This window comes from Anabaena sp. UHCC 0399 (assembly GCF_034931465.1).
Lineage (GTDB): Bacteria > Cyanobacteriota > Cyanobacteriia > Cyanobacteriales > Nostocaceae > Trichormus > Trichormus minutissimus.
Genome location: NZ_JAYGGZ010000022.1, coordinates 63031 through 75931 on the forward strand (window position 1 = coordinate 63031; position 12901 = coordinate 75931).

A 12901-nucleotide genomic window follows, 5' to 3' on the forward strand; every position below is an offset into this window, starting at 1 on the left:
CCTCAACCTAACTTACACATTTTAATTTTTTTGTTAAATTTTATAAATTTTCATCTACCTATTCCGAAGTTTTATTGAGAAATGCAAGGTAAAATATCGAGAATTATCACCAAAGCTTCTGAGGGCATACCGAATGCCTCAAGCTGATTTCACGCTAGGGTGCGTTACCCATAAATACTGTCTATGGATTCGGTTCAGATTGAAACAGCTTCGTCTCTGATTCTGGAACTTCCCCAGATTCCTCAACTACAAGCTCCTCTCACTCCTACTCCTAGCTCCAAATCTAGCACCCGATTTACTAAGAATGCGATTCGCACGAGTCTAAAAGCGTCTACTGCGGATGCGGTTTTCGCAGCTGTATTTTCCCTAGCAACTGGTGGGATCTTATTAAGTAATTTCTTGGTGGAGTTAGATGCTAGTCCGGTGGTGTTTGGGATGATGTCTTCGATCCCAATGTTGGTAAATCTGATTCAGCCGTTGGGTGCTTACTTATCTGAACGCAGTACCAGCCGATTTCAATATGCACTGTGGACGGTTGGAATTGGTAGACTGTTGTGGCTGATTTTATTGATTGGGGTTGTTGGTTTTAGTTGGGGATGGGTGAATTCCCTACAATTAGAAATACTGACTCTATCGATTGTCTTAGCTAGCCACCTTTTAGGGGGATTGGGGAGCGCATCTTGGTTGAGTTGGCTAGCCGTGATTGTTCCTCGAAAATTGCGAGGTAGGTATTTTGGTATACGCAATAGTGCAGCGAGTCTAACTAACTTGCTGTGTGTACCTTTAGCGGGTTTGTTGATTTCTCATTGGTACGGCGGTACTCTCCAAGGTTATGGTGTAGTGCTGTTGGTGAGTATAGTTTTTGGGATTGTCAGCTTGGGATGTCAGTATTTCAAACTAGATATTAATCCCAAAGTCCAAAATGCGATCGTTGAGTATCCTCGCCAGCAAACTGAAAATAGCAATACAGCTAAATCTTTACCCAAAACTACATCTCTACCAGTAAATACTACAGACAGTATCTGGAAAAACTCTAACTTTTTGATGTTTCTGTTTTATTCTGCCTTGTGGATGCTGGCTGTAAATCTCAGCGCACCTTTTTTTAACCTTTATATGCTGGATACGCTGCATTTAGATGTAAGTTGGGTGACGCTTTATGCTAGTTTGCAGGTGGGAGCTAATATGCTATTGATGATATTTTGGGGCAAGTTAGCAGACAAAATTGGTAATCGTTTAATTCTGATTTTTATTGGTGTTTTAGTAGCGGTGACACCATTTTTATGGCTAGGGATAGATACTAATAATTTTGACTTGTGGTTGTGCTTGCCACTGTTACATATTTTAACTGGTGGAACGTGGGCAGCTATTGACTTATGTAGTAACAATATACAGTTAGAAATTGCCCCAATAAAAAACCAGTCACTTTATTTTGCGATCGCGTCTGCTGTGGCTGGCTTTAGTGGTGCTTTAGGCACAACTATCGGTAGCTGCATTGCCCAATTTGCTCAACATGGCGGTTTATTGGGAATTTTTGCTCTTTCGGGTATGTTGCGCCTAGTAGCTTTGATTCCGTTAATGTTTGTCAGGGAGTGAGGGACAAATCAATTCAAAATTCAAAATTCAAAATGAAAGAACTCCTGGGGATTGGGGACTAAGGATTGGGATTTATAAAAATTCTCTCCCTTGTCCCCCTTCCCTTGTCCCCCACCTTTTCATTCAACAGCTGTGGTACTAAGACTCATCGTCTCCCACAGCACCATAGGAGGGGCGGTAGGGATGGGTTGGTGTAAAGCGATGAGTTTGGTTAGGGTGGACTTTAATTGGGTACGGGGTACAATGTCATCGACAAAGCCATGCTTGAGCAAGTCTTCAGCCGTTTGGAAATCTTCTGGTAGTTTTTCTCTGAGGGTTTGCTCAATCACGCGCCGACCTGCAAAACCAATGGTGGCTTTAGGTTCTGCCAAAATAATATCTCCCAACATAGCAAAGCTAGCTGTTACGCCGCCTGTGGTGGGATTAGTCAAAACAGGTATGTAAAGTAATTTAGCATCGCGGTGACGTTCTAGGGCGGCGGAAATTTTCGCCATCTGCATGAGGGAGAGCATACCTTCTTGCATTCTCGCTCCTCCGGAGGTGCAGACAATAACTACTGGGTAACGTCGTTGGGTAGCTTGTTCAATGAGGCGGGTAATTTTTTCGCCCACGACAGAACCCATACTACCGCCCATGAAGCGGAAATCCATCACAGCTAGAGCAATGGGTAAACCGTTGATTTGACCCAAACCAGTTTTAACTGCGTCTAGAAGACCTAGTTTGTCTTCCATTTCCCGCAGGCGATCGCTATAGGCTTTGCGATCGCGGAATTGCAAAGGATCTGTAGGCCGCAAATTTTCGTCGATTGGCCGCCAAGTGTTTTGATCTGTCAATTGGCGGATACGTTCATCACTGTCTACCCGATTATGATGTCCGCATTCAGCACACACCATCTGATTGGCTAGAAGGTCTTTAGTATAGGTCAATACACCGCATTTAGTACATTTGTGCCATAGCCCGTCAGCAATCTCACGTTCTTGGCGTTCGGGGTTGGTTGCTCCCGATTTACGGCGATTTGCGAACCAATCAAATAGAGACTTTAAACCGCGTGATTCTTCGTTGTTTGCCATTTTTATCTTATTCAAGTGGGTACGAGGTCGAAAATCAGTCAAGCAGCTAGGATAATTTAATTATCATTAGTCTTGAGTAATTTTATTGACTATTGATTATTAGCCTGTAACTGTTGACTACATCACCAAATTACGCTTATAAGCAATTCAGACCTAAATTTGCATCTTTGGTTGCCAGCTTAACGAAAATACTGATGCCAATACAAGTCTCTGGTTCGTCTCTTCTTGTATATGTATTGGCAAAATTAAAGACGTTATCATACCAACCCCCCAACAGTATGCCTTTCCTCAACCTCCGACTTGAAATCTTGCCCCCAAGATTGCGGTTTGCCTTGCCAGTTGACAAGCATTGAGCATTTACCAACAGGTACTTTTCAATTAGAGGGTGATACTGGTCACAAGCTGATATTACCAAAATGTCAAGCGTAAATGGGGTAATGAACGCTACAGTCATGAAAATTTAGGGGATTGGGGATTGGGGATTGGGGATTGGGGACAGGTGACAGGGGACTGGGGATTGGGGATTGGGGATTGGGGACAGGTGATAGATGATAGATGATAGGACAGAATGAGTATCGCCTACTCCCCACTCCCCACTCAGCACGGGCTAAACGCCCCGCTACCGCTAACAGCACTCTCTCACTTAACCCTAAAAAAACAATCGTAGGTAAGCTGATAAAATTGCTTCGCCGCCGAATAGGGTGAAGAATGCGCCGGCGGCTAAAAAGGGGCCGAAGGGGATTTTTTGCCCCCATTTGCGTTTTGAGAGCAGAATTGCGCCGATACCTACTAAAGCTCCTAGGGTACAGGCGATAAATCCCGCCAAGAGTAAATGCTTCCAACCTAGCCACGCACCCATCATGGCTGCTAGTTTGGCATCTCCTGCACCCATTGCTTCTTTTTGCAGGAAAATACCGAGAATTGCGATCGCATCAAATAACCATAAACCTAATACAGATCCCACTATCCCCATCATCAGGTGTTTGACTACTCCCTCAATGCTGGCTTCAGTAAAATAACCTAGTACCATTTGAAAGATAATTCCCAACACTAACCCCGATTTGGTGAGGGCATTGGGTAAAGTCATCGTATCTAAGTCGATCAGTGATAATGCTAATAACCAACTACAAAAAGCCCAATATCCTATTGTCAGGATTGAGACGTTAAATAAAAAGAATATGAGGAGAAAGATTATCCCTGTCACCGCTTCTACCACTGGGTAACGCAGAGAAATCTTGCTTTTACAATAACGACATCGCCCTTTTAACCACACCCAACCCAGCACAGGCACATTATCATAGGCTTTTAGCTGGTTTAAGCAATGGGGACAACGAGAAGGCGGCCAGAGAATTGATAATCCAGCAGGTAATCGATAAACTACAACGTTAATAAAGCTGCCAATAGACGCACCCAAGGCGAAAACAATGATACTCGCCACGGCTACCATCAAAGTATCCATATAGTTATTTGTCACAAGTCCTGAGTCATTTGTCGTTTATCTTTCGTTCTTTGTCGAGAGTTAGTTAATTTTTACTCTTGACTAATGACTAATGACCATTGACTAATAACTAATAACTAATACATATGAGATTCAATTTGGCTCAAGGGTACAAAACACTCTTGAGGTAAAAGAACCGGTTGACTGGTAAAAATTACTTTACCCCGATGAGTCATGCGATTAATTGCCACACCTGAAGGTTGGCCAGCTATTTCAGGATGTACTTCACAATGGGTGTAGTAAATTTGCCCCGCAGCTCTGATTACGGCAGGATCAATCAAAGGAGACTGGCTTCTGGGGGCAGTAAAATTAGCTTTTCCTTGCTCTTGTCGTAAAGCGTACACTATATTGCTGCGTATTTGCTAGATTTGCTTCTAGTTTAGCTGAAACTTTTGGTAACGGTTGCCAATTTGGCCGATTAAACTAGAAAATTATTGAAAAAGGCTAGGGACTGGGGACTAATCAAATCAAAAGTCAAAAGTCAAAAGTCAAAATTAATTAAATAACTCCTGGGGATTGGAGATTGGGGAGGAGCAGAGGAGAATGACTCTTACCTCAACACTCAACACTCAGCACTCAGCACTCAGCACTCAACAGCACTCTTAACTAATAGCTTTAATGAGTGAGTCACCCATAGCGCGACAACCCAAAAGATTCATCTCTGCTGACATGATATCTCCGGTGCGATCGCCTTGTGCTAAAACTTGCAATACGGCTTGTTCGATTTTGTCTGCGGCTTGGGGTTGGTCTAAGCCGTAGCGTAACATCATCGCTGCGCTTAAAACTTGGGCTAGGGGGTTGGCTTTATCTTGTCCTGCGATATCGGGTGCAGAACCGTGGACTGGTTCAAATACTCCAGGACTTGCAGCACCTAAACTAGCAGAGGGTAACATTCCAATGCTACCTGTCAGCATGGCTGCTGCATCAGAAAGGATATCACCAAATAAGTTGCCTGTGACGATAGTATCAAACTGCTTGGGAGCGCGTACCAATTGCATGGCGGCGTTATCTACATATAGATGTGAGAGTTCTACGTCTGGGTATTCTGTGGATAATTTGATCATGCGATCGCGCCACAACTGCGATACTTCTAATACGTTGGCTTTATCGACTGAGCAAAGTTTACCCCCGCGTTTCCGTGCGGCTTCAAATGCTACTCGTCCAATCCGATCAATTTCGGAGTCGGTATACACCATTGTATTGACACCGCGTTTCTCGCCTGTATCGGTGGTAAAAATGCCCTTGGGTTTCCCGAAATAAATTCCCCCGGTAAGTTCACGCACTACCATAATATCTACGCCTTCCACGACTTCCCGCTTCAGGGTGGAGGCATCTATAAGTTGGGGTAGAATTTGGGCTGGACGTAAGTTGGCAAATAGTTCCAAACCTGCGCGGAGTCCTAATAAACCTGCTTCTGGACGTTGGTGGGATGGGAGAGTATCCCACTTATAACCACCGATGGCGGCGAGTAAAACAGCATCACTGTTGCGACAAGTTTCTAGAGTAGCAGCCGGCAAAGGTTCACCTGTCGCGTCAATGGCTGCACCACCAATTAAAGCTTCTTGAAAATCGAACTGAATATCAAATTGCTGTCCTACAACTTTCAGTACGTCTACCGCCACAGCCATAATTTCGGGGCCAATGCCATCGCCAGGGAGTAGGGTAATACGGTAGTTCTGAGTCATAGCTAGTTTTTATGCGGTAAATGCTTGCAGATCAAATATCATACCGAGCAAGATGTACCTATGGAGTGTTTAATTTATTTGGATGTGTGTTGTCTGAATCGGCCTTTCGATGACCAGACACAAGAACGCATTCTTTTGGAAACAGAAGCAGTGCGGATAATCTTAACTCATTGTCAGATTGGTGAATGGCAATTACTGGGAAGTGAAGTCATAGATGATGAGTTGGAACAGACACCGGAAGGAGAAAGAAAACAGCAAATGATGATTTTGATGGCTGTAGCCAACACCAAAATTCTAGCTAATGAACAGGTTAAATATCGTGCGAGGCAACTTGCTGTTCTTGGTTTTAAAGCTTTTGATGCGGCTCATATTGCTTGTGCAGAAACTGGAAATGCCGATGTTTTATTAACAACTGATAACAGAATGGTGCGTTTAGCAGCCAGATACAGTGCCATGCTACAAGTGAGAGTAGAGAATCCATTACGATGGGTACTGGAGGTAATAGATGCTAGACGTAACTAAGCTGACTCAAGCTGAGATTAGACGGTTAGGAATAGAGGCACTCACTCAGGCTCTTGGTCCTGCTGGAATGGCGCGATTTATGCAGCAATTTGAAAAAGGTAGTGGAGATTACACAACCGATAGAGATGAAATATTAGGAAATCCCACCCTTGATGAAATTTTCGCTCGCATTGAAGAGCGACGAAAACAAAGTGAGTAGAATAAAAATTCTTAAATCTTAAAAAAAAGTATTTATACGCATTTTGAGCAGAATTTCTAGTATGTTCTTTGATAAATACCAATAATTAAGAATAATTTATGAACTTGCCGCAGATTGGAGAATTTGCGCTGAAACTCTTGACCGAGTTTGGCTTGAAAGTTATAGGTGCGATCGCGCTATGGCTGATTGCTCAAAGACTGATTGATTTTGGACTCAAGCTGCTGCGACGCGCTTTCCGCAGTCAAAATATTGAGCCGACGCTGATTAATTATTTGCTCAATATCATTGGCGTAACCCTGAGAATCGTTTTAGTTGTAGCAGTTCTCGGCTTTTTTGGGATTGAAACAACTTCTTTTGCAGCTTTACTAGCAGCTGCTGGTATAGCCATTGGTGCAGCTTGGGGTGGACTATTGGCCAACTTTGCGGCTGGTGCATTTTTAATTGTCTTTCGTCCGTTTAACGTTGGTGATTTTATTACAGCCGGTGGTGTGACGGGAACAGTTGTCGAAATTGGACTGTTCACAAGCAGCATCAATACACTTGATAACGTGTTAACAATTGTTGCTAATAACAAAATCTTTGGTGACAATATCCAGAATTATTCTGCCAATCCTTACCGTCGAGTTGATTTGGTAGCTCAACTGCATCATACTGTCGATCATAATCAGGCGATCGCGCTATTAAAGGCTAAGATTAGCCAAATTCCCAATGTGTTGGATAATCCCGCGCCAGATGTCGAAATTCTCGACTTCAATTTGGCAGGGCCAGTATTAGCGGTGCGTCCTTATTGCAATAATGACCACTATTGGCAAGTGTATTTTGATACTAATAAAGCTATTAAGGAAACCTTTGGTGAAGCGGGTTTCCCAGTTCCTGAACAACGTTATGCTGTCAGCAGTCCTTCAGAAGTTGCAATGAATGCTGTAGTTCCCACCGGCTCATTAAGTGAATTTATTTCACAGTAAAAACTATGCGCTGATTTGCAATGTATTAAATTAACAACAAAATAATAAGTGCAAAGTAGGTAAAGTAAATACTTTATCTACTTTTTTTAGTTGATTATTTATTGTTAGTTTCAGCGAAAACTCTAACTAAGTAAGTAGCTTCTAAAAATCAGCAGCGACAAAACCTCTCTTTAGGAAGAGGTGGGGTTTTCTGCTTATTCACACCATTATGGCAAGTACCAATAATTTCAGAAATTTATCCTGAATCTCTTGTCAACTTTAGTAATTTTACAAATCGAGAAAATTCTATGAATTTAACTCAAATTTGGCCGGTTGCCATTGGACTTTTAACACAATTTGGTTTGAAATTATTAGGCGCGATCGCCATATGGATTATTGGTCAAAGGTTGATTGATTTTGGCTTAAAATTACTACGTCGCGGTTTCCGCAGCCAAAATATTGAGCCGACACTAATTAGCTATTTGCTGAATATTATTTCCATAACGCTAAAAATTATTCTAATTGTGGCAATTCTTGGCTTTTTTGGTGTTGAAACTACTTCTTTTGCTGCATTGTTAGCAGCAATTGGTATAGCCATTGGTGCAGCGTGGAGTGGATTATTAGCAAACTTTGCAGCTGGTGCTTTTTTAATGATTTTTCGTCCCTTTAAAATAGGTGACATGATATCAGCCGCAGGTGTAACCGGAAAAGTGGCAGAAATTGGACTGTTTACAACAACTATCAATACACTTGATAATGTGATGACGATAGTTGCTAATAATAAAATCTTTGCTGACAATATTGAAAATTTCTCTGTCAATCCTTACCGTCGTGTTGATCTAACAGCACAACTACATCACAAAGTTGATCATAACGAAGCAATTAGGCTATTAAAACAGCGAATCAGCCAAATTCCCCATGTGTTAAATAACCCAGCCCCAGATGTAGAGATTTTGGATTTTAATCTGGCAGGGACTGTATTAGCGGTACGTCCCTATTGTAATAATGAACATTACTGGCAGGTTTATTTTGACACGAATAAAGTCATCAAACAAACCTTTGGCGAAGCTGGTTATCCTGTTCCTGAACAACGCTACGCATTTACTGGTAATTCTGAGGATGGAACTAAGCCTTTTGTTTCCTCTACATCTTTGAGAAATTCATAAGACTATAAGTTTGTAGTAAGCATTTTAGTCCTGATTTTCTAAGCACTAAAGTGCTTACTACAAACCCAAGATGCTAATCTAATTCATCTGAGAGCGATCGCAATGATAAGGGTACAGCCACTCACATCGAAATAGTCCTCGTGTATGCTTTTCGATAAAAGTACCCGCGTGGCGACTCTTTGATATATTAATTCCAGCTTTTGTTTTAACTTCGTATAACCAAGGAAATGCAACTACTAAAGTAACCATTGTTACCAAAAGATAACTAAATTTAGGTTTAAATTTTCTTGTTTTTCGGGAATTGCTGTTATGGTTTTGAGGCATAAAGTCTAAAACTGACAGTTAATTCAAAACCTATGTTAGCTTAAATTTTCAAATCTTGTGGGAACGGGTTGCTGTTGCACTTATCAATTTTCCTGATCTACCTTGGCTCATCACTTCCAATACATTTCGGTTAACATATGTACCCAGAATTAATTAATTCAAAATTATTCTTATTCTTCCTAACAAAATTTTGAATTTAAACAAGGTTATGACTCTCCTAAATTACCCAACTTAGGACTCCACCAGCCTTTTTGTGTGCTGAAATAAGCGACATCTTTATGTTTTTTATCTTGGCGTGACTGGGGATTAGAACACCGCAGCATGGTTTTGGGCTGTCCATCTTTGGTGTAACTGTACTCCTCTAAAGGCTGTTTGCATACAGGACAAGGATAAGACGTGACCTTAGCAGGCGGCTTTTGCTGATTCTCTCCTGCGCTGGCTTGATTTCTGGGTGCTTCCCAAGTTTTGCTGCGATCGCTCCAAAACAGTACAATGTTGGCACAGCCACTAGTACACTTGAGAAAATATTTTTTCTTAAGTTTACTGCTTTTAATCTTAGAGAGAAAATTGTTACACTCAGGGCAACGCGTCCTAGAGGTTTCGTACTGGCGTGTAGCAGATGCCGTAATATTTGACACGCCCACCACTACAGTTTTAGCTTTGGTGAGTGCTGGTACAAAGTAATCCTGATTCCAAGTAGTGAGATATTGTTGCCAGCCTTGTTTACCGTGAGCGATCGCATCTAGAGCGTCTTCCATCTTAGCGGTGAATTCTGCTTCTAGTAAATCCGGCAGTGCTTTCTGTAAAAAGGCATCAACTTCTAATCCTAAAGCTGTGGGTTGTAGGCTTCCCTTTGCCAACTCCACATAACCCCGATGCTTGAGGGTGGCGACAGTAGGCGCATAGGTACTAGGGCGACCAATGCCTTTACACTCCATTAACTGCACTAATTTGGGTTCACTGTAGCGTGGCGGCGGTTGTGTCTGTTTTTGCTCAAAATTGGCATTTTTCAGATTTAGAGCTTGTCCTTGCTGCACAGAAGGTAAAACCGAATCCTTGCTGAGATTATTCCAATACTTGGCATAACCATAAAATTCTATGATTTGCCCTCTAGCTTGCCACAACAGATTCCCTGACTGCGTGACCACTTGAGTTTTACGGAGTTGGGCAGAACGACACTGAGAAGCAACTGCCCGTTTCCAAATCATCACGTATAAATTAAATTCATCGGCTGGTAATTCAATTCGTAATTGTGCTGAGGGACGAAATACGTCTGTAGGGCGAATTGCTTCATGGGCTTCTTGTGCAGATTTGCTGCTGCGATGCTTGGCTACTTGGGGTGGCACGTTCTGCGGGTCATTTTGTTCTAACCACTGACGCGCACTCGCACAAAATTCAGGACTCAATATTACTGAGTCTGTTCGCATATAAGTAATTAACCCAGCCTCATACAACTTTTGCGCCACCTGCATAGTTTTGTCTGGGGCAAATCTCAGCTTAGAACCGGCTGCTTGTTGCAAAGTGGAGGTGGTAAAGGGTGGAGGCGGTTGACGCTGAACTGTCTTACCTTCCACCTGGATAACTTGGTGAGGATATTTTCGTGCTTCCTCGACTAACTTTGTAGCCTCTGCTTCCGACAGCACACGCTTAGATTCTGGTGCTTTTGTTGTATTATCTGCGGCATCATCATGGGTTTCTACTGCTTGTTGTTCCGCTTCTTGGGCTGAGTTTGCCATACCCTTGTAAAAAGCTCGGAAACCCTCGGCATAATCTACCCAGACATTCCAATAATCTTGGGGAACAAAAGTTTGAATCTCTCTTTCGCGCTGACAAATTAGATGTAATGTAGCACTTTGGACTCTACCGACACTTTTAGCACCGTTATTTAATGCCCAAACGAGGGGACTGCCTTTATAACCTACCAACTTATCTAAACAGTCGCGGCATAATCCTGCACCTACCAAGTTAGAGTCTAGCTTTCTGGGGCGAGCGATCGCAGACCTCACCGCCGATGCTGTAATCTCAGTATATATAACTCGTTTCGCATCACGTAATCCTAGCACTTCTTTAAGATGCCAGGCGATCGTTTCTCCCTCCCGGTCTGGGTCAGTCGCCAAGACAACTTCGTCAACCTGCTTAGTAAACGCCTTTAGCTGCTGAATTGTCTCCTTAGCCCGTTGGTCACGCGGCACATAGTTGCATCGGACACTACCGCCATCCATACTAAATCCCAGTGAATCCTCACCTTCATTGCTGAGTTCTCGAATGTGACCACAACTAGCACGGACAATCCAGTCTGCACCCAGAATTTGACTAAGTTTTTTAACTTTACCAGGGGATTCAACGACTAAAAGACGTTTCACCATAGCACCCGCTTGTTAAATACTCTTATAACAGAAGCAACTTTTGATCATACACTTAGTAGTTATGTACTATCAATACTTACATACTAAATATATCTTGTGTCAGTTGATTTATACATACCCTGACAGTTATTCTGCTTGAAGCCCTCAATTTACCTACACCTTCCATGCCTCGTAAAATTGCGTCTCCACCTCACACCAGCAAAACAATACCCTTGGCTCTTTCCGAGTTACATATCCGCTTAGAGGGATTAGAAAAGGAACATCAATCGCTACTGAAACAAATTAAGAGAAAGCGAACAGAACTAAAGAATTTTGTTGACCAGATACGTTCTTTAGCCACGGAGATATTTCACAAAGCCAATCCCAATTTCCGAAAAATGGCAGAACTTGACCAAGAAATTCATACTCTATTCAAAGAAATTTTAACTAAAAGAAAGTTCGGTAAACAAACAAAAAAAAATATAGAAGCAGTTTATCAACAACTCCAGTTAACAGGAATCATCAGTTTAAAATTTGATGTTTCTGATGCAGATACAGAACTAGATGAATTGTTTGAAAATCTCCGTCCTCAAGATGATAATTCCCAAGAAACAAGTAAAGACAGCCATCAAGCTTGGGAAACACAACAATCTATAGAATCTCCTTCTGCAACTAGAACAGATGAATCTAGAAAAGTTCGGCAAACATTTTTGAGGTTAGCAGAGATTTTTCACCCTGATAAAGTCCAAGATAACGAAACCCTTCAGTACCATACCGAAATCATGAAGGAAATCAATAAAGCTTACCAAGAAGGGGATTTGGCAAGACTCTTAGAAATAGAGCAAAAGCATCAAGTCGGCGAATCTATCGATAATAATAGCGAAGATGATTTAACTCGCAAATGTAAAATTATAGAACAGCAAAATGAAATTCTACTCAATCAATATGAGAACTTGAAACAGGAACTACGTTCAGCTAAAAATACTCCTGAAGGCGCAATGGTTGCTGATGCTCGTAAAGCAGCTAAACAAGGTATTGACTCTATTGATATGATGCTAGAGACAATAGATCATCAGATTAATGTAGTCACGGAAATTCGTGATTTTGTCCAAAATTTCCGTGACCAGAAATTGACAATTAAAGAATTTCTGAGTGGTCCAGTAACTCTACGTTCATTGAATGAGGCAATGATGGAAGATATGCTTGAGCAAATGATGTCAGAATTAGACGGAATAATAGTATTTTAGAAAGAAAGTTAGGCGCAGACTGTACTAACTCTCAACTTGCACCATTTTTAATGATCCTAGAGTTGACAATTCCGAGAGAGCGTCCGCAAGGAAGCCTGTCATCTATGTTTCTTGAAGCTAACTCACTACTAACCTTTAAATTTCCTCCAAAAATAACCCCATTACTCATAAAAAAAGGCTTGGTTAAACCAAGCCTTTATATATACCAAGCATTTACTACACCAAGATTAATGTAAACCTACTCTTACTTTAGTTCATCTTCCTATAGAGTGTATACAAATCATCTCAAAGCTGATATGTGCTAATTT

The 12901-nt window shown here is 41.8% G+C and carries 12 protein-coding genes; 6 read left to right on the plus strand and 6 right to left on the minus strand.

The window, feature by feature from the left end; translation table 11 throughout:
- The first annotated feature begins 183 nt into the window (after positions 1-183).
- Complete coding sequence (locus VB693_RS13795; protein ID WP_323266765.1) at positions 184-1593, plus strand: MFS transporter; 1410 nt, start codon at positions 184-186, stop codon at positions 1591-1593.
- 119 nt (positions 1594-1712) lie between these two features.
- On the opposite strand, the gene accD is transcribed toward VB693_RS13795, so the two are convergent.
- The 4 genes from accD to leuB all read right to left on the minus strand — a co-directional run bounded on the left by accD (position 1713) and on the right by leuB (position 5846).
- A complete protein-coding gene (accD, locus tag VB693_RS13800; protein ID WP_323266766.1) occupies positions 1713-2663 on the minus strand; it encodes an acetyl-CoA carboxylase, carboxyltransferase subunit beta in 951 nt (316 codons plus the stop codon).
- Between the two features lie 649 nt (positions 2664-3312).
- The gene (locus VB693_RS13805) at positions 3313-4122 is read right to left on the minus strand and encodes an A24 family peptidase (protein WP_323266789.1); all 810 of its coding nucleotides are present in this window, start codon (positions 4120-4122) and stop codon (positions 3313-3315) included.
- Positions 4123-4238: 116 nt separating this feature from the next.
- Positions 4239-4505, minus strand: a complete 267-nt coding sequence (locus VB693_RS13810; protein WP_323266767.1) for a hypothetical protein — start codon at positions 4503-4505, stop codon at positions 4239-4241.
- A 258-nt stretch (positions 4506-4763) separates the two neighbouring features.
- A complete protein-coding gene (leuB, locus tag VB693_RS13815; protein WP_323266768.1) occupies positions 4764-5846 on the minus strand; it encodes a 3-isopropylmalate dehydrogenase in 1083 nt (360 codons plus the stop codon).
- 60 nt (positions 5847-5906) lie between these two features.
- Here leuB and VB693_RS13820 point away from each other — a divergent pair, with 60 nt between their 5' ends.
- The 4 genes from VB693_RS13820 to VB693_RS13835 all read left to right on the plus strand — a co-directional run bounded on the left by VB693_RS13820 (position 5907) and on the right by VB693_RS13835 (position 8677).
- Positions 5907-6368: a PIN domain-containing protein gene (locus VB693_RS13820; RefSeq protein ID WP_323266769.1), complete on the plus strand. Its 462-nt coding sequence runs from the start codon at positions 5907-5909 to the stop codon at positions 6366-6368.
- Positions 6352-6567: a hypothetical protein gene (locus tag VB693_RS13825; protein WP_323266770.1), complete on the plus strand. Its 216-nt coding sequence runs from the start codon at positions 6352-6354 to the stop codon at positions 6565-6567. Before VB693_RS13820 ends, VB693_RS13825 begins: the two co-directional genes overlap by 17 nt.
- 98 nt (positions 6568-6665) lie before the next feature.
- Positions 6666-7532: a mechanosensitive ion channel family protein gene (locus VB693_RS13830; protein WP_323266771.1), complete on the plus strand. Its 867-nt coding sequence runs from the start codon at positions 6666-6668 to the stop codon at positions 7530-7532.
- A 287-nt stretch (positions 7533-7819) separates the two neighbouring features.
- A complete protein-coding gene (locus VB693_RS13835) occupies positions 7820-8677 on the plus strand; it encodes a mechanosensitive ion channel family protein (protein WP_323266772.1) in 858 nt (285 codons plus the stop codon).
- A 78-nt stretch (positions 8678-8755) separates the two neighbouring features.
- Here VB693_RS13835 and VB693_RS13840 read toward each other — a convergent pair whose 3' ends face one another.
- Entirely contained in the window at positions 8756-8926 is a 171-nt protein-coding gene (locus VB693_RS13840) for a hypothetical protein (protein WP_414577768.1), read from the minus strand.
- 281 nt (positions 8927-9207) lie between these two features.
- A complete protein-coding gene (gene topA / locus VB693_RS13845; protein WP_323266774.1) occupies positions 9208-11367 on the minus strand; it encodes a type I DNA topoisomerase in 2160 nt (719 codons plus the stop codon).
- Between the two features lie 164 nt (positions 11368-11531).
- Here topA and VB693_RS13850 point away from each other — a divergent pair, with 164 nt between their 5' ends.
- Positions 11532-12593 (plus strand): J domain-containing protein, encoded by a 1062-nt coding sequence (locus VB693_RS13850; RefSeq protein ID WP_323266775.1) that lies wholly within the window; start codon positions 11532-11534, stop codon positions 12591-12593.
- Positions 12594-12901: the final 308 nt, after the last annotated feature.